General features: G+C 51.1%; 17 protein-coding genes and 1 pseudogene. 5 read left to right on the plus strand and 13 right to left on the minus strand.

Translation table 11 applies throughout. The features are described 5' to 3' along the window. A partial coding sequence (locus FHD02_RS22235) for an IS1 family transposase (RefSeq protein ID WP_000641146.1) occupies positions 1–99 on the plus strand: 99 nt, incomplete at its 5' end. Between the two features lie 22 nt (positions 100–121). Here the strand turns inward: FHD02_RS22235 and FHD02_RS22240 are convergent. From FHD02_RS22240 to apbC, 5 genes and pseudogenes are all read right to left on the minus strand, one after another. After that, positions 122–406 (minus strand): annotated as a pseudogene (locus tag FHD02_RS22240) (FimD/PapC N-terminal domain-containing protein); the annotation flags it as partial. A gap of 12 nt (positions 407–418) precedes the next feature. Beyond that, the gene (locus FHD02_RS22245) at positions 419–1,102 is read right to left on the minus strand and encodes a fimbria/pilus periplasmic chaperone (protein WP_042307377.1); all 684 of its coding nucleotides are present in this window, start codon (positions 1,100–1,102) and stop codon (positions 419–421) included. A 47-nt stretch (positions 1,103–1,149) separates the two neighbouring features. Further along, a complete protein-coding gene (locus tag FHD02_RS22250) occupies positions 1,150–1,704 on the minus strand; it encodes a fimbrial protein (RefSeq protein ID WP_042307376.1) in 555 nt (184 codons plus the stop codon). A 277-nt stretch (positions 1,705–1,981) separates the two neighbouring features. Beyond that, positions 1,982–2,263: a DUF2574 family protein gene (locus tag FHD02_RS22255; RefSeq protein WP_042307374.1), complete on the minus strand. Its 282-nt coding sequence runs from the start codon at positions 2,261–2,263 to the stop codon at positions 1,982–1,984. Between the two features lie 265 nt (positions 2,264–2,528). Then, positions 2,529–3,638 carry an iron-sulfur cluster carrier protein ApbC gene (gene apbC / locus FHD02_RS22260; protein ID WP_137371193.1) on the minus strand — a complete coding sequence of 370 codons (1,110 nt, stop codon included), beginning with the start codon at positions 3,636–3,638 and terminating at the stop codon, positions 2,529–2,531. A 164-nt stretch (positions 3,639–3,802) separates the two neighbouring features. On the opposite strand from apbC, the gene metG reads away from it, so the two are divergent. Continuing rightward, complete coding sequence (gene metG / locus FHD02_RS22265) at positions 3,803–5,836, plus strand: methionine--tRNA ligase (RefSeq protein ID WP_079223487.1); 2,034 nt, start codon at positions 3,803–3,805, stop codon at positions 5,834–5,836. Positions 5,837–6,045: 209 nt separating this feature from the next. Further along, positions 6,046–6,504, plus strand: a complete 459-nt coding sequence (locus FHD02_RS22270; RefSeq protein WP_137360798.1) for a YehR family lipoprotein — start codon at positions 6,046–6,048, stop codon at positions 6,502–6,504. A gap of 44 nt (positions 6,505–6,548) precedes the next feature. On the opposite strand, the gene FHD02_RS22275 is transcribed toward FHD02_RS22270, so the two are convergent. From FHD02_RS22275 to FHD02_RS22285, 3 genes are read right to left on the minus strand one after another with little or no spacing between them, the layout of a single operon-like run. Then, positions 6,549–7,019 carry a DUF1456 family protein gene (locus tag FHD02_RS22275; RefSeq protein WP_042307978.1) on the minus strand — a complete coding sequence of 157 codons (471 nt, stop codon included), beginning with the start codon at positions 7,017–7,019 and terminating at the stop codon, positions 6,549–6,551. 46 nt (positions 7,020–7,065) lie between these two features. Next, entirely contained in the window at positions 7,066–7,785 is a 720-nt protein-coding gene (gene btsR / locus FHD02_RS22280; RefSeq protein WP_042307368.1) for a two-component system response regulator BtsR, read from the minus strand. Further along, complete coding sequence (locus FHD02_RS22285; protein WP_042307365.1) at positions 7,782–9,467, minus strand: sensor histidine kinase; 1,686 nt, start codon at positions 9,465–9,467, stop codon at positions 7,782–7,784. Before FHD02_RS22285 ends, btsR begins: the two co-directional genes overlap by 4 nt. A 225-nt stretch (positions 9,468–9,692) precedes the next feature. Between FHD02_RS22285 and mlrA the strand changes: the two genes are divergently transcribed. Together mlrA and FHD02_RS22295 are read left to right on the plus strand one after the other, a co-directional pair. Beyond that, complete coding sequence (mlrA, locus tag FHD02_RS22290) at positions 9,693–10,424, plus strand: HTH-type transcriptional regulator MlrA (RefSeq protein WP_042307362.1); 732 nt, start codon at positions 9,693–9,695, stop codon at positions 10,422–10,424. Between the two features lie 51 nt (positions 10,425–10,475). Next, the gene (locus FHD02_RS22295) at positions 10,476–10,583 is read left to right on the plus strand and encodes a protein YohO (RefSeq protein ID WP_003027354.1); all 108 of its coding nucleotides are present in this window, start codon (positions 10,476–10,478) and stop codon (positions 10,581–10,583) included. On the opposite strand, the gene FHD02_RS22300 is transcribed toward FHD02_RS22295, so the two are convergent. The 5 genes from FHD02_RS22300 to bglX all read right to left on the minus strand — a co-directional run bounded on the left by FHD02_RS22300 (position 10,564) and on the right by bglX (position 16,839). Next, positions 10,564–11,295, minus strand: a complete 732-nt coding sequence (locus FHD02_RS22300) for an ABC transporter permease (protein WP_079223481.1) — start codon at positions 11,293–11,295, stop codon at positions 10,564–10,566. The two genes, FHD02_RS22295 and FHD02_RS22300, sit on opposite strands and share 20 nt — an antisense overlap. Further along, complete coding sequence (locus FHD02_RS22305) at positions 11,279–12,226, minus strand: ABC transporter ATP-binding protein (protein WP_079223478.1); 948 nt, start codon at positions 12,224–12,226, stop codon at positions 11,279–11,281. The genes FHD02_RS22300 and FHD02_RS22305 overlap by 17 nt, the downstream gene beginning before the upstream one ends. Next, on the minus strand, positions 12,219–13,385 hold the full coding sequence (locus FHD02_RS22310; protein ID WP_309241902.1) for an ABC transporter permease: 1,167 nt from the start codon (positions 13,383–13,385) through the stop codon (positions 12,219–12,221). Before FHD02_RS22310 ends, FHD02_RS22305 begins: the two co-directional genes overlap by 8 nt. Before the next feature lie 15 nt (positions 13,386–13,400). After that, complete coding sequence (locus FHD02_RS22315) at positions 13,401–14,318, minus strand: ABC transporter substrate-binding protein (protein WP_220394316.1); 918 nt, start codon at positions 14,316–14,318, stop codon at positions 13,401–13,403. 223 nt (positions 14,319–14,541) lie between these two features. Beyond that, the gene (bglX, locus tag FHD02_RS22320) at positions 14,542–16,839 is read right to left on the minus strand and encodes a beta-glucosidase BglX (protein ID WP_137347135.1); all 2,298 of its coding nucleotides are present in this window, start codon (positions 16,837–16,839) and stop codon (positions 14,542–14,544) included. Positions 16,840–17,009 lie beyond the last annotated feature (170 nt).

Genomic DNA, 17,009 nt, shown 5'->3' on the forward strand with positions numbered 1-17,009 from the left:
CTGGCACGGCTGGGACGGAAGTCGCTGTCGTTCTCAAAATCGGTGGAGCTGCATGACAAAGTCATCGGGCATTATCTGAACATAAAACACTATCAATAAGTTGGAGTCATTACCCGATCTCATCAGTATTAATTCCTAAACGCGAAATCGTATCGCGGGACAGACAAGTTTCTTCAGGGGTGTCTTTAACAGTAATCTCATATTTACCGCGCCATTGAGTATTGACATAGATATCAACATCATACTGCCCTGGCAATGGATGGTTATCATCAATACGGAAATCAGAAACCTTCGCCCCCTTCATACCACCAGTCATAAAATTGGTATCGAAGGTCTCTTCAGCATAGGTAGTAATACTCCATAACGAAATTAATATCGCAGAAGCAAGCGGGGTCATCCTTAACATAATCAGCTCCTGTTATTTCAAGCTGACGCTATCACTTATAAAGCTGCCATAATCATTGATAATGGTTAATTTATATTGGTTAGCGTTACTACTTTTAACCATGACGGGTTCACTAGAGAATGGTGCGACCATCACTGATTTATCATTTATTTTCACACTGCCAAATTTTATCTCAGCTACCGTAACCCAATTAGCATTGTCATTTTTTATGATAAAACTCTTACCATTGCGTACCAAAACTATTTTTTTGAAAGTCGCACTATTAACTGGTGCAATACCTGACGGACGGTAAAATAATTTAATACGATTCTGCATCGCAAACTTTATAACATTCTTGCCAGCATTTACTGGGTTATTAGGCGGAATATCCAGTACATTAAGATAAAACAGGCTCTCTTTATTTTTCGGCAACGTATTGGGCATTTTTTTGATTTTGAGCTGTTGACCTGAATTGCCCGGCACCCTGACCACTGGAGGCGTTAATAAAAAGGGAACCTGAATCTTCTCTGGCGGTAATGATGTATTACCATCATCGATCCAGGCCTGAACCAGAGAGGCATTTTGTTCCTGGTTCATTAACTGCAGCGTTATTTCACTTTTTTCCGCGGGGTAAATAACTCTTGTGCCATAAATCACTATCCCTGCATGAACTGGTGTAACAACTGATAATGTGATTACCGCACATAGCATCTTCATTTTTCATTCCTTATTTTATGCCGGCAACCAAGGTTGCCGGCATAACATTATTCCTGGATGACCATCAGTTTTACAGTTCCGTTTACCTTACCCTCAGAAACGTTAGTTGCTGCTTTTGCATACCGCGCAGAAAGAAGCAACTCATATTTATTATCGCCTAATGATTTAAGATCAGAAATAGCAAGCGTTGAGTTTCCGTCTTTTTCAATTAACTTATTTTTATGGTATAATTTAAAACCAACACCGGTAGCACCACCAGATCCCTGAGCCACTGTGTTTTCGATAACATCATTATAATCGAAAGCAGCACCATCAACTTTAATAATTACATCTTTGGTTGGATCGCATACCAAAATCATTGGTGTTGTCGCTTCATTTTCGCCAAATGGAACATCAACGCCAACATCGTAACCTTGAAATGCCGAAGCAGGTACATTTCCTAATTCAATTGCAGAAACGTTATTCCCATTATCGAATCGACAAGCGGTACCTGTTACTTCGCCAGTAATTGTCAAAGTTCCTTGTTCCTCTGCAGGAGCAGCATAAGCCCCACCACTCAAAAATACGCCAGCCAATACAGCAGCAATAATTGAACGATTCATAGTATCTTCCTTAATCAATATATTTAGATTTGTTACGCGGTGTTATTCCTGTAACTAGAATCTACACGTTTAAATCGTTACCGCAATGTAAACGGAATGTTTTTTTGATTTAAAACAAGTTACTCCGTGCAATATAATCGCAACAAATAGATAGAAACCAAACTTATTTGCACAATTAATAAGTTAGCGTAATTTACCATTCATATTTATTTTTAGGATAAATAAAAAAGCCCATATCATTCATGAAGGTGATATGGGCTATATGAAAGAGAATATTCTAGTCGTAGCGATTGAGGATAATTTGACGATTATCGCTCCCCGGAATAGCCACCAGTTCCGTTGTTACTCCCCTCGCCACCGACGTGACAGTTTGTTCGGTACTGGAAACGTGGGTGGTGTTGCCGCAGCGCTGTTGAAGTTGAGCATTTACCACTTCAGTACTGCAGGTCGGCGCGACAACGGTGCCGCTAATAGTTAAGGTTGCGGTATCTGCGCCCAATGTGGGAAGACTTAATCCATAAGCCAGAACTATAATTCCCAGCGACAAAGTTTTTTTCATCTAAATGTCGTTCCTGTATTAAACCCGATTTAACATGCAGGGTGGTTATTTGGCGCAATGATAGATGTACTATCACGCGAAAACCAATTGAAATACTAAATCAATGAGATAGGCATGATCAATTTAAATGATGAATAACGGATTTAATTCAGAAAAAATCATGTTTTATTAAGGTAGGATAAACAATACTCTATTTTCCCTTCATCTTATATATTCACCACATCAATATGCCATTGATGCGGTGAATAATATTTAACGCCAGAAATTACACCGCGCGGAAGGCAATCTCGCCAGGAATAACTTCACCCTGCCAGTACAGCTGCGCTGCTACGCGCCCTGCAAGGTCACGGTAAATGGCAGTAAATTCGCTGTCTGGGCGGCTGATAACCGTCGGCGTACCGCGATCGAGGTCTTCACGCAGAGAAATATGCAGCGGCATTTGTCCCAGCAGTTGGGTGTGGTACTGCTCGGCCAGTTTCTGCGCGCCACCGGTGCCAAAGATTGGCTCATGATGTCCGCAGTTGCTGCAAATATGCATACTCATATTCTCAACAATACCCAACACCGGCACTTCGACTTTTTCGAACATCACAATGCCTTTTTTCGCATCGATCAGCGCAATATCCTGCGGCGTGGTCACTACAACCGCCCCCGTTACCGGAATGTTCTGCGCCAGCGTCAGCTGGATGTCACCGGTGCCTGGCGGCATATCCAGTACCAGATAATCAAGATCCGGCCATAAGGTTTCCTGCAGCATCTGCAACAGCGCTTTACTGGCCATCGGGCCGCGCCACACCATGGCGTTATCGTCAGTGACCAGATAGCCAATGGAGTTGGTCGCCAGACCGTGAGACATGATCGGCGCCATATGGGTGCCGTCCGGCGAAGTTGGACGCTGGTTTTCCGCACCGAGCATCGTCGGGATGGACGGGCCATAAATATCGGCGTCAAGAATGCCCACCTTCGCCCCTTCCGCGGCCAGCGCCAGCGCCAGGTTCACCGCGGTCGAGGATTTGCCAACGCCACCTTTGCCCGAGCTAACGGCAATGATGTTCTTCACACCATTAATACCCGGCTGGTTTTTCACGCGCTTCAGCGTCGCGATGTTATGCGACAACTTCCAGTCAATCGCCTTCGCGCCGGTAATACGCAGCAGATCGGCACTGCATTGCTCTTTTAATGCTTCAAACGCGCTCTGCCAGACGAAGGGCATGACCAGCTCGACGTGCAACGTGTCATCCATCCAGGCGACGTGGTGCAACGCTTTAAGCGTCGTCAGATTATGCTTCAGGGTTGAATGCTGAAAATTCGCCAGCGTCCCGGCGACCATCGCGCGCAGGGTTTCTGGTGATTTGGCCTGGGATTGTGGGTTCATCCCGACTCCTTTTTGTTGTTCTGAAAATACAATAGTCACCAGGTAGTTTACTCCAACCGCAACAATTATTCATTTACGTATAAATGCCCTTATCGCTTGGCGCAGTAATTACCATTTTGGTACTATCAAAGCCCTTTTCACTACAAAAGAAGTAATTGCCCACTATGACTCAAGTCGCGAAGAAAATTCTGGTAACGTGCGCGCTGCCGTACGCCAACGGCTCTATCCACCTCGGCCATATGCTGGAGCACATCCAGGCTGATGTCTGGGTCCGTTACCAGCGAATGCGCGGCCACCAGGTAAACTTCATCTGCGCGGACGACGCCCACGGTACGCCAATCATGCTGAAAGCACAGCAACTTGGGATCACGCCAGAGCAGATGATCGGTGAAATGAGTCAGGAGCATCAGACTGATTTTGCAGGTTTTGACATCAGCTACGACAACTACCACTCTACGCATAGCGAAGAGAACCGTGAGCTGTCTGAGCTGATTTACACGCGCCTGAAGGAGAACGGTTTTATTAAAAACCGCACTATCTCCCAGCTGTACGATCCGGAAAAAGGCATGTTCCTGCCTGACCGTTTCGTTAAAGGCACCTGTCCGAAATGTAAGTCTCCGGATCAGTACGGCGATAACTGTGAAGTCTGCGGCGCAACCTACAGCCCGACCGAACTTATCGAGCCGAAATCCGTCGTTTCCGGCGCAACACCGGTGATGCGTGACTCAGAACACTTCTTCTTTGACCTGCCATCGTTCAGCGAAATGCTGCAGGCGTGGACGCGCAGCGGCGCGTTGCAGGAGCAGGTCGCCAACAAAATGCAGGAATGGTTTGAATCTGGCCTGCAGCAGTGGGATATTTCCCGCGACTCACCGTACTTCGGTTTTGAAATCCCAAATGCGCCTGGCAAGTACTTCTACGTCTGGCTGGATGCGCCAATTGGCTATATGGGATCGTTCAAAAACCTGTGCGACAAGCGCGGCGACACGACCAGTTTTGATGAGTACTGGAAAAAAGACTCCGACGCCGAGCTGTATCATTTCATCGGCAAGGACATCGTCTACTTCCACAGCCTGTTCTGGCCTGCCATGCTGGAAGGCAGCAACTTCCGTAAGCCGACCAACCTGTTCGTACACGGTTATGTGACGGTGAACGGCGCGAAGATGTCCAAATCTCGCGGCACCTTTATTAAGGCCAGCACCTGGCTGAAGCACTTCGACGCCGACAGCCTGCGTTACTACTACACGGCGAAGCTCTCTTCACGTATTGATGACATCGACCTGAACCTGGAAGACTTTGTCCAGCGCGTTAACGCCGACATCGTCAACAAAGTAGTCAACCTGGCCTCCCGTAACGCTGGCTTTATCGCCAAGCGTTTCGACGGCGTGCTGGCGGCTGAACTGGCCGATCCGGCACTGTATAAAACCTTCACCGATGCCGCTGCAGTCATTGGCGAAGCGTGGGAAAGCCGTGAATTCGGTAAAGCTATCCGTGAAATCATGGCGCTGGCCGACGTGGCAAACCGCTACGTTGACGAACAGGCCCCGTGGGTTGTGGCTAAACAGGAAGGCCGCGATGCGGACCTGCAGGCAATTTGCTCAATGGGCATCAACCTGTTCCGCGTTCTGATGACTTACCTGAAACCGGTACTGCCGACGCTGGCTGAACGCGTTGAAGCCTTCCTGAACAGCGAACTGAACTGGGATGCTATCGAGCAGCCGCTGCTCGGTCACAAGGTCAACACCTTTAAGGCGCTCTACAATCGCATCGACATGAAGCAAGTTGAAGCACTGGTTGAAGCGTCTAAAGAGGAGGTGAAAGCCGCGGCCGCACCGGTTACCGGCCCGCTGGCGGACGATCCGATTCAGGAAACCATCACCTTTGACGATTTCGCCAAAGTTGACCTGCGCGTCGCGTTGATTGAAAACGCTGAGTTCGTAGACGGTTCTGACAAACTGCTGCGTCTGACGCTGGATCTCGGTGGCGAGAAGCGTAACGTCTTCTCGGGTATTCGTTCTGCTTATCCGGATCCGCAGGTCCTGATCGGACGCCAGACCATTATGGTTGCCAACCTGGCACCGCGTAAAATGCGCTTCGGTATTTCCGAAGGTATGGTAATGGCGGCAGGTCCTGGCGGGAAAGATATCTTCCTGTTAAGCCCGGACGAAGGTGCAAAACCTGGCCAACAGGTGAAGTAAGATATATCAAGCGCTGCAATGGCAGCGCTTTTTTTTTGCGACATTAGCGATTCCCCTAATCTTAAACTCGTCACTTCACTCCATTTTCGGACTGCGCATTTTTTAATATTAGATTTATTCTATGCGCCTCTGGTATCAGGGTCGTCCGGACTCACCAGATTCATGGATGTTATTATTTAACATCCGATATTCATGAAATGGAGTTTTGCATGAACGCGTTACAAAAATTACTTTCGCTCGCCGCGGCATCTGTTCTGGTTTTTTCCCTCGCGGGATGTGGCGATAAAGAAGAAACGAAAACATTCAATGCCAACATTAACGGTTCTGATATTACGGTCTCTTACACCTTTAAAGGTGACAAAGTTCTGAAGCAAACCTCAGAAAGTAAAATCAGCTATGCGTCTGTCGGCGCCAGCAATAAAGAAGAAGCAGCAAAAGTCTTCGACGCCTTAAGCGCTAAATATCATAATATTCCGGGCATTGAAGAAAAGCTCACCTATACAGACACCTACGCGCAAGAAAATGTCACCATCGATATGGAAAAGGTCGACATAAAATCGTTGCAGGGAATCTCTGGAATGAAGCTGTCTGAAAACGCCGATAAAAACATCAGCATGAAACAAATGCAGACGATAATGGAAGCGGCGGGCTTTAAAGAAGTGAAGTAAACCGTCGGCGACCCGATTTTAATCGTGGTCGCCCGTTTTTCTCGTTATGCTTTCGCGTTGTGTACGCGAGAGGTCAAACCGCGCAGGAAATAACGCAGGAACTGATCGCCACATTCGCGATAGTTTTTATGGTCCGGCGCGCGCATCATGGCGGTAATTTCCGGCATCGACACGCGAAATTTCTGCTCGGTCATAATGGCCAGAATATCATCGGTTTTCAGCGAAAAGGCGATACGCAGTTTTTTCAGCACCGTATTGTTATTAACACGACGCTCAAGCGCCAGTTCCGGCGCTGAATCATCTTTCCCGCGCAGATGATAAATCAGACCGTTTAAAAAACCGGAAAGAATGATATCCGGGCAGCGCACAAACCCATCTTCATCTTCTTTTGTCATCCAGGTATCAAAACCCGCGGAGGTGGATTCCATGTCAGCAAGCGCAAGAATACGCACCATGTCGTTATTGTTCGCTTTCAGGGTGTAGCGCAGGCTACGAAGAATATCGTTACTTAGCATAGAGCCTTCAACAGTCGGTGATGCAATGGCGCGCAGTGTATCAGTTTTACAGTCCAATCGCCTCTTTTAGACTTTTAAGATAACGACGGCTCACCGGAACGGTCAGCCCGTTACGCAAAATCAGCTCGGCCTGGCCATTATCTTCCAGCCGGATTTCCTGCAATTGCGCTAAATTCACCAGATATTGGCGGTGGCAGCGCAGTAGTGGCGTACGACTTTCCAGCGTTCTGAGCGTCAACTCTGTAAACCCCTCTTTACCATCACTACTGGTGACATACACGCCGCTCATACGACTACTGATAAATGCTACATCATCCATTTGCAGCAAATAAATACGGCTATGACCGCTGCACGGAATAAACTTCAGCGCCTGCTGATGCTCAGGCAGTAGCGATACATCCTGCTTCGTGCGTTCCTGACGCAAACGGCTCAGCGTTTTTTCCAGCCGCGCCTCTTCAATCGGCTTGAGCAGATAATCAAACGCGTGTTCTTCAAAGGCTTTAACCGCATACTCATCAAAGGCGGTCAGGAAAACAATGTACGGGCGATGCTCGGGATCAAGCATACCGACCATTTCCAGACCGCTGATACGCGGCATCTGAATATCGAGAAACAGGACATCCGGGCGCAGTTTATGTACCGCGCCGATGGCTTCCACCGCGTTCGAACATTCCCCGACAATCTCGATGTCGCTTTGCTCCTGCAACAGGATCCGCAGATTCTCCCGCGCTAACGGTTCGTCATCGACAATCAGCACTTTGATCATGCCTGTTCCTCCAGAGGAAGTCGTAATGTGATTCGGGTAAAGCGGTCAGGTTCACACGCTACGCTGATGCCAAAATCATCGCCAAACCGCTCGCGCAGTCGTTTATCGACCAGATTCATACCCAACCCGCTGGCCTCAGACGTTGGCTGATACAGTCCGGCATTATCTTCAATATCAAGCATCAGATACTGCCCTTCGCGACGGGCGGTAATCGACACCTCTCCGGTATCCAGTAACTGAGAGGTACCGTGCTTAATGGCATTCTCCACGATGGGCTGCAGGGTAAAAGCCGGTAATTGCTGATACGAAAGTTCATCAGGCACCGTTAAGGTCACCTGCAGCCGCGACTGGAATCGCGCCTTTTCAATTTGCAAATAGGCGTTCACGTGCTCAATTTCATCGGCCAGTGTGACAATCTCCGACGGACGCTTTAAGTTTTTGCGAAAGAAGGTCGACAGGTACTGCACCAGTTGACTGGCCTGCTCGCTATCGCGGCGGATCACGGCTTTGATGGTATTGAGCGCATTGAACAGAAAATGAGGATTCACCTGGGCGTGCAGGAGTTTTATTTCTGACTGCGTAAGCATTGCTTTTTGCCGTTCGTACTGTCCAGCCAGTATTTGCGCCGAAAGTAGCTGAGCGATCCCCTCCCCCAACGTGCGGTTGATCGAGCTAAAGAGGCGGTTTTTAGCCTCATATAGTTTGATGGTCCCCATCACCCGCTGGTTTTCACCCCGCAGCGGAATCACCAGCGTCGAGCCTAATTTGCATTGCGGATGCAAAGAACAACGGTAAGGGACTTCATTCCCGTCGGCATACACCACCTCTCCGGTTTCTATTGCCCGTAGAGTGTACGACGACGAAATCGGTTTACCAGGCAGGTGGTGATCGTCACCAATGCCGGTAAATGCCAGCAGCTTCTCACGATCGGTAATCGCCACCGCGCCGATATCCAGCTCTTCGTACAGCACCTGAGCCACCTTCATGCTGTTAACCTCGTTGAACCCCTGACGCAAAATACCTTCCGTAGAGGCGGCAACTTTGAGCGCGGTGGCAGAAAAAGCCGAGGTGTATTTTTCAAACATTGCCCGTTTATCGAGCAAAATACGCATAAACAGGGCTGCGCCCACGGTATTGGTGACCATCATCGGGGCGGCAATATTGCTGACCAACCGAAACGCATCATCAAACGGACGAGCAATTAATAAGATAATCAGCATCTGCACCAGTTCAGCCACAAAGGTGATGGCACCCGCCGTCAGTGGGCTAAAGACTTTATCGGTACGACCACGACGGGTGAGCACGCTGTGCACCAGCCCGCCGAGTAAACCTTCCACAATGGTCGAAATCATGCAGCTTAGCGCCGTCATACCGCCCATTGAATAACGGTGCAAGCCACCGGTCAGACCGACTAAACCACCGACTACGGGACCGCCGAGCAGTCCGCCCATCACCGCGCCGATAGCACGCGTATTAGCAATAGAGTCATCAATGTGCAGCCCGAAATAGGTGCCCAAAATGCAGAAAATGGAAAAGGTGACATAGCAAAGCAGTTTGTGCGGGAGACGGATAGTGACCTGCATCAGCGGGATAAACAAACGCGTTTTGCTCATCAGCCACGCGATAACGAGAAACACGCACATCTGCTGAAGCAGCAGCAACACCAGATTAAACTCGTACATACGCGCCAACCACACATCACTTAAAAGCGCGTAACATACATGGGCTGCGCGTAACTTTCTTTGAAGTGTTGCAAAAAAACAGGAATTTGTGAGAACGATCACTCGAAAGCGCGAGTATGACGACAAACCCAACCATTCATTGATCAAAAAACAGACAAAACTACCTGGTTCGCAAAAGAGCGTCTAAAGTAAAACTGGGACCTCGCGAGCAAGAGTGAGACGACGATGGCGCTTTACACAATCGGTGAAGTGGCTTTGCTTTGTGATATCAACCCTGTCACTTTACGCGCGTGGCAGAGGCGTTACGGATTACTCAAACCGCAGCGGACAGACGGCGGTCATCGTCTGTTTAACGACGCGGATATCGACAGGATCCGTGAGATAAAACGCTGGATAAACAACGGTGTTCAGGTCAGTAAGGTGAAAATGTTGCTCAGCAATGAGAACATTGATGTGCATAACGGCTGGCGTGAACAGCAAGAGACGCTATTAAGCTATTTGCAAAGCAATAATTTGCATAGTCTGAGAATGTGGATCAAAGAGCGTGGCCAGGATTATCCGGCGCAAACGCTCAACACCCATTTGTTCACACCGTTACGCCGCCGTCTACAGTGTCAGCAGCCGATCCTCCAGGCGTTACTCGGGATCCTCGACGGCGTCCTCATCAACTACATCGCGATTTGTCTGGCCTCAGCACGCAAGAAACAGGGTAAAGATGCGCTGGTTGTCGGCTGGAATATTCACGATACCACCCGCTTATGGCTGGAGGGTTGGGTTGCCAGTCAGCAGGGATGGCGCGTTGACGTTCTGGCCCATTCGCTGAACCAACTACGACCGGAAATGTTCGAAGGGCGAACCTTACTTGTCTGGTGCGGCGAGAACCAAACGCCCGCTCAGCAACAGCAGTTGAGTGAATGGCGCGCGTTGGGTCACGATATTTATCCACTCGGTATTTAATATTCTATTAACAAAAGTGTACAATCCTTAGATTCACATAAGGAGTGCACAATGAGCGCAGCTAAAATCGGTGTAATCACCCTCTTCCTGCTGATGGCTATCGGCGGTATCGGCGGCGTCATGCTGGCAGGCTACACATTCATTTTACGTGCCGGGTAAGGTAGCTCGCTAATCGCTCAAATCCGCGATCGACAATCACTGCCGCCAACGCGACCAGCAACGCCCCCTGAATCACATACGCGGTATTGAATCCGCTAAGTCCGATAATTATCGGCGTACCCAGCGTATTCGCCCCGACGGTTGAGGCTATCGTTGCGGTGCCGATATTAATGATCACCGACGTGCGGATCCCCGCCAGAATAACCGGCGCCGCCAGCGGCAACTCCACTTTACGCAGACGCTGCCAGCGACTCATCCCCATCCCGCTGGCGATATCCATCACGCTGGCAGAGATGCCTCCCAGCCCCGCCAGGGTTGCCTGTAGGATCGGTAACACGCCATACAGGATCAGCGCGATAACCGCCGGCTCAAGACCAAATCCCATCACCGGTACGGCAATCGCCAGCACCGCGACCGGGGGAAAAGTCTGCCCCACGGCGGCGATAGTTTCCACCATCGGCCTGAACTCTGCCCCCCAGGGCCGGGTTACCGCAATCCCGGCACCGGTGCCGATGAGTACGGCGATAAGACTCGATATTCCTACCAGCGCAAAATGACTCAGCGCCAGCGCCGTAAAACTTTCCTGCTGATACACGGGGCGCGGCAACTCAGGAAACAGCGAACTAAACAGGGCCTGACTGTGCGGTAACCCGACCAACAGGATCAGGAACAGGACAACCAGCCACAGCAGTGGATCAGCAAGACGTTTCACGGGGCGGCATCTCCGAAAGCAGATCGCGAAAGTGAAGCGTACCGCAGGACACGCCCTGCGGCGTCACAACCGGCAGGACATCGCACCCCCGCGCCACAAACATCGACAGCGCATCACGCAGCGTCATTTCAGCCACCAGCGGCTCACCGTCTGAATGTTCGCCGCGACGGATAAAATCACCCACCGTACGCAGCGACAGTAACCGCACGCCCAGTTCGCTGCGGCCAAAGAACGTTTGTACGAAATCGTTCGCTGGCGCAGTCAGCATCGATAGCGGCGTCCCTTGCTGCACGACCTTCCCCGCGTCCATCAGGACCAGATGTTCCGCCAGCCTCAGCGCCTCGTCGATATCATGCGTCACTAATACGATGGTACGCCCCAGCAGACGATGAATACGGGTCATCTCCTGCTGCAACGCACCGCGGGTGACAGGATCCAGCGCGCCAAAAGGCTCATCCATCAATAGCACCTGTGGATCTGCCGCCAGGGCGCGCGCAACCCCGACCCGCTGCTGCTGCCCGCCGGAAAGCTGATGTGGGTAACGGTGACGCAAACTCGCCTCCAGCCCCAACAGTGCCATAAGTTCATCTGTTCGATCATCAATACGCGAGCGCGACCACTTTTGTAATTGCGGCACGGTGGCGATGTTCTGCGCCACGGTCCAGTGCGGGAACAAACCGATAGACTGGATCGCGTACCCCATACGCCGCCTTAACTCCAGTACCGGCAGACTGCGGATCTCCTCCCCCGCAAAACGAATCTGCCCGCTGTCATGCTCGACCAGTCGGTTGATCATCTTCAGTGTGGTGGATTTCCCGGAACCCGACGTGCCAATCAGCACCGAAAAGCTCCCCTCCGCCAAATGCAGATTAAGGTCATCGACGGCTTTTTGCTGACCGTAGGTTTTACTGACATGACTAAATTCAATCATTATTCGTTCCCTTCAGCAGCGCTAGCCCTAAATCAAACAGCGCATCAATCAATACTGCCAGCACAACTACCGGGATCACGCCCAGCAGCACTAAATCAACAGCACTACTGAGCAATCCCTGAAAGACCAGCGCGCCAAAGCCCCCGGCGCCGATCAGCGCGGCAATCACCGCCATCCCTACCGTCTGGATCATCACCACCCGCAAACTGCGCAAGAAGACCGGCAGCGCCAGCGGCAACTGCACCGAGATAAACCGTTGACGCGCGCTCATCCCCATCGCCCGGGCGCTTTCCAGTACATCCACTGGAACCTGATTCAGTCCAGCCACGACGCCACGTACCAACGGTAAGAGCGCATACAGTACCAACGCAATAAGCGCGGGTGTCAGGCCGGTTCCCGCAACGCCGAGTGAGCTTAACCAGGGAAAATGCTTAACCAGCCCAGCGAGCGGCGCAATCAACAGGCCAAACAAGGCCACCGAGGGGATGGTCTGGATAATGTTCAGTACGGCGAAAACCGGCCCCTGACGCGAGTCAGAAAAAGAGCACCAAACGCCCAGCGGCACACCAAGGAATAGCGCGGGTATGACGGTGCCGAACAGAATAGTCAGATGCTGCGCCAGTGCGTCGTTAAAGACATCCTGGCGGTTGGCATACTCTTTAAGCAGGGAAAGATCGTTAAACGTGCCGGACAGTAATAACACTATCGGCATAACAAAAAGTTGCGCATGCAGCACCCATCGCCACAACATCTGACGGGTGATGCGCCGAATGGCGTCACTGGCAGCCAGCAACATGAATCCGAGACCCAGCCAGAACCCGGAGCCAAGACTGGTTCTGGCCAACGTACTGCCCGTCTGCGCCAGATACGTTGCCGTTGTACCTGCGGTTACCAGCGCCGCAATCACCAACAGCTGGCTGATAACAAGCGTCAATATATTGCCGGATTTGCCCGACACAAAGCACAGAAGAAACAGTAGCAAACATGCCACCGCCAGTCCCCACGCCATGTCGGGCCTGATATCCCAGAGTTGGCGACCTTCGCCGGAAACCAGGCGATTGGGGGCATAACTAATGAAAGGAAGCGCAGCTGCTGCGAAGGTAAGAAGAACCAGCAGCAACAGCACCCGATTAACCGAGATATTGGACAAAACACCCACCCGCCGTAAATTCCGTTACTTAACCCATCCTTTTTGCTTCAGATAATCTGCTGCAACTTTTTTTGCATCCAGACCCTCTACGGCAATACTGGCGTTAAGCTGCTGGAGCGTTTTTTCATCCAGACTGGCAAAAACAGGCTGCAGCCATTCTTCCATTTGCGGATAGGCCTTGAGTACCGACTCACGTACCACTGGCGCAGGCGCATAAATCGGCTGAACGCCTTGCGGATCGCTTAACGTTTGCAGCCCCAGCGCGGCGACCGGACCATCGGTGCCGTAGGCCATCGCGGCATTGACGCCGGAGGTTTGCTGCGCTGCGGCTTTAATCGTCACGGCGGTATCCCCCCCGGCCAGTGATAAAAGCTGATTCTGATTCAGTTTAAAATCATAGGCTTTTTCAAACGCGGGCAGCGCGTCCGCACGTTCGATAAACTCCGCAGAGGCGGCCAGTTTGAAGGTGCCACCCTCTTTCAGGTAGCGCCCTAAGTCGGCAAGCGAAACCAGTTTATTCTTTTCGGCGACATCCTGGCGGACCGCAATGGTCCAGGTATTGTTGGCGGGCGCAGGCGTTAGCCAGACTAGGTTATTTTTCTCTGCGTCCAGCTTTTTCACTTTGTCGAAACCAGCCTGCGCATTTTTCCACGCCGGATCATTCTCATCTTTAAAGAAGAAGGCGCCATTGCCGGTATATTCCGGGTAGATATCCAGCTCGCCGGATGTAATAGCGCCACGCACCACTGGCGTAGTCCCCAGTTGCACTTTATTGATGGTTTTCACACCATGGCTTTCGAGCACTTGCAAAATAATGTTACCGAGCAGCGCCCCTTCGGTATCAATTTTTGACCCGACCGTAACGGGTGACGCGGCCTGCAAGGGCATACTTATCGCGGCTAACAAGGCCAACGACCCTACCCCAAACTTTGAGATTATCATGCTGTGCTCCTCATCCTTTTACGGCCCTTTTCAGAGACTTGAGGAAAAAGCATAGTCGAAAAATCAGGCCTTAACCTGGCAATTGGGTAGTAACACTGAGAGTAATTAGCAGTAAGGCGATAAAAAAATCCGGCAAACCCAAGGTGAATTTGCCGGATAGCGTTATTTCATAGACCAGATAAGCATTGCGCCATCAGGCATGATGCGTGGCTTTCTTCATCAACTACAGCAGTTCAAATTCACCCTGCTTCACTCTGGCGGAATCCACGCCGATAAAGACGTTAAATTTACCCGGTTCAGCATCGTATTTCATACGCTGGTTCCAGAATTTCAGCGCTTCGATATCAATCGGGAAGCTGACGGTCTGCGTTTCACCCGGTTTAAGATTCACTTTCTCAAAGCCTTTCAGCTGTTTTACCGGACGGCTCATTGAAGCGGTCACATCCTGCAAATACATCTGAATCACCGTCGCACCTTCGCGCTTGCCGGTGTTGGTCACCTGGACGCTGGCCGTCACGGTCCCGTCACGTTTCATCGTCGGTGCAGAGAGTTTCACATCCGAAACGGTAAAGGTGGTGTAGCTCAGGCCATAGCCAAAGGGATACAACGGACCGTTTGCTTCGTCAAAATAACGCGAGGTGTACTTATTCGGCTTATCGGCGTTATACGGACGACCGGTATTGAGATGGCTGTAATAGACCGGGATCTGTCCGACAGAGCGTGGGAAAGACATCGGCAGCTTGCCTGATGGGTTGTAATCGCCAAACAACACATCGGCGATAGCGTTACCGCCTTCCGTCCCGGCAAACCAGGTTTCGAGGATCGCATCAGCTTGTTGATCTTCCTTAACCAGCGCCAGCGGACGTCCGTTCATCAGCACCAGCACCAGCGGCTTACCCGTTGCTTTCAGCGCGGCAATCAGGTCACGTTGGCTCTGCGGAATAGTAATGTCCGTCCGGCTGGAGGCTTCATGTGCCATTCCCTGTGCCTCACCGACCACCGCAACCACCACATCAGACTGTTTCGCCGCATTAACGGCTTCATCAATCATCTCCTGCGGCGAGCGCGGGTCAACTTTCACCGCTTCTTCATACAGATTCAGGAAGTCGACAATGCCTTTATCGTTGGTGATATTCGCCCCTTTGGCGTATACCACTTTACCCTGCTCGCCAATGGCATTTTTAATCCCTGTCAGCACCGTGACCGACTGATCGGCAACCCCGGCTGCGGACCAACTGCCCATCACATCACGCTTGCTGTCGGCCAGTGGCCCGACAACCGCCACGGTGGCGGATTTTTTCAGCGGCAGCGTGTCGAGGCGGTTTTTCAGCAGCACCAGGCTTTCACGCGCCACTTCACGCGCTTCTTTACGGTGCAGGCGGCTTTCGGCGTTGGTATCCACCGGATCAGATTCTTTGGCTCCCAGATGGCTGTACGGATCGTTAAACAGCCCCATATCATATTTCACGTTCAGCACGTGGCGAGCAGCGTCGTCAAGCTCCGCCATTGTCACTTTGCCTGATTTAATCAGCCCCGGCAGGTATTTGCTGTAATACTCATCGCTCATACTCATGTTGATACCGGACTTGATAGCCACGCGTACCGCATCCTCAGGATCGGAGGCGGTGCCGTGCTTAATCAGTTCCTTAATCGCGCCGTGATCGGAAACGGTGATGCCTTTAAAGCCCCACTCATCGCGCAGCACGTCTTTCAACAGCCAGGCATCCGACGTCGCCGGCGTACCGTTAAGCGAATTAAGTCCTACCATCACCGCGCCGCTACCGGCATCCAGCCCGGCTTTGTACGGCGGCATGTAGTCATTAAACAGACGCTGCGGGCTCATATCGACGGTGTTGTACTCTTTCCCGCCCTCTACCGCGCCATAAGCGGCGAAGTGCTTGACGCTGGTCATCACCGAATAGCGATCGGCAGGGCTTTTCCCCTGCATCGCTTCCACCATGGTTTTACCCATCGTGGCGGTCAAATACGTGTCTTCGCCAAACCCTTCCGATGCCCGGCCCCAGCGCGGATCGCGGGAGACATCAACCATCGGCGCCCAGGTCATGTTCAGGCCATCATCGGCAGCTTCATACGCTGAAACGCGACCGACGGTTCTGACCGCATCGAGATTAAAGGAGGACGCCAGACCGAGGCTTATCGGGAACACGGTACGCTGGCCGTGCAATACGTCGTAGGCAAAAAAGAGAGGAATTTTCAGGCGGCTGAGTTCCATCACCTGATCCTGCATTTTGCGGATATCCTGGCGTGTGACGGTGTTAAAAATTGCCCCAACCTGCCCGTCTTTGATCATCTCGCGGATGGCTTCCTTCGGATTATCAGGCCCGACGCTGATTAAGCGTAATTGACCAATTTTCTCATCCACGGTCATCTGTTTGAGTAAATCGGTAACAAATGCATCCCGCGCTTCTGGCGTTAGCGGATGGTTACCAAACAGAGTGTCCGCCAGCGCGGGTTGCACCGCCAGACTCACCGCAACACCTACAGAACATAGCCATTTCATGTTGATTCTCTCTTTATTTTTTCCTGACGCATCAGCGAAAATATAACAAAAACCGCAATTTGCCGTAAGACTAAACGGGAGCGCTAAAGAAAGCTAAGGTTATTCTCCTAATTTTCAAAACCAGCGTGAATCAATGAAAGACAAGCCAGAGACAATATGAATGAGAAAGC

Origin of the sequence: Citrobacter sp. EC_71, from assembly GCF_019584005.1 — a bacterium.
GTDB classification, from domain to species: domain Bacteria; phylum Pseudomonadota; class Gammaproteobacteria; order Enterobacterales; family Enterobacteriaceae; genus Citrobacter; species Citrobacter werkmanii.

Coding starts and splice junctions, on each gene's coding strand:
- FHD02_RS22245 (WP_042307377.1), bottom strand. CDS start 1,102: ATGAAGATGCTATGTGCGGTAATCACATTATCAGTTGTTACACCAGTT.
- FHD02_RS22250 (WP_042307376.1), bottom strand. CDS start 1,704: ATGAATCGTTCAATTATTGCTGCTGTATTGGCTGGCGTATTTTTGAGT.
- FHD02_RS22255 (WP_042307374.1), bottom strand. CDS start 2,263: ATGAAAAAAACTTTGTCGCTGGGAATTATAGTTCTGGCTTATGGATTA.
- apbC (WP_137371193.1), bottom strand. CDS start 3,638: ATGAACCCACAATCCCAGGCCAAATCACCAGAAACCCTGCGCGCGATG.
- metG (WP_079223487.1), top strand. CDS start 3,803: ATGACTCAAGTCGCGAAGAAAATTCTGGTAACGTGCGCGCTGCCGTAC.
- FHD02_RS22270 (WP_137360798.1), top strand. CDS start 6,046: ATGAACGCGTTACAAAAATTACTTTCGCTCGCCGCGGCATCTGTTCTG.
- FHD02_RS22275 (WP_042307978.1), bottom strand. CDS start 7,019: ATGCTAAGTAACGATATTCTTCGTAGCCTGCGCTACACCCTGAAAGCG.
- btsR (WP_042307368.1), bottom strand. CDS start 7,785: ATGATCAAAGTGCTGATTGTCGATGACGAACCGTTAGCGCGGGAGAAT.
- FHD02_RS22285 (WP_042307365.1), bottom strand. CDS start 9,467: ATGTACGAGTTTAATCTGGTGTTGCTGCTGCTTCAGCAGATGTGCGTG.
- mlrA (WP_042307362.1), top strand. CDS start 9,693: ATGGCGCTTTACACAATCGGTGAAGTGGCTTTGCTTTGTGATATCAAC.
- FHD02_RS22295 (WP_003027354.1), top strand. CDS start 10,476: ATGAGCGCAGCTAAAATCGGTGTAATCACCCTCTTCCTGCTGATGGCT.
- FHD02_RS22305 (WP_079223478.1), bottom strand. CDS start 12,226: ATGATTGAATTTAGTCATGTCAGTAAAACCTACGGTCAGCAAAAAGCC.
- FHD02_RS22315 (WP_220394316.1), bottom strand. CDS start 14,318: ATGATAATCTCAAAGTTTGGGGTAGGGTCGTTGGCCTTGTTAGCCGCG.
- bglX (WP_137347135.1), bottom strand. CDS start 16,839: ATGAAATGGCTATGTTCTGTAGGTGTTGCGGTGAGTCTGGCGGTGCAA.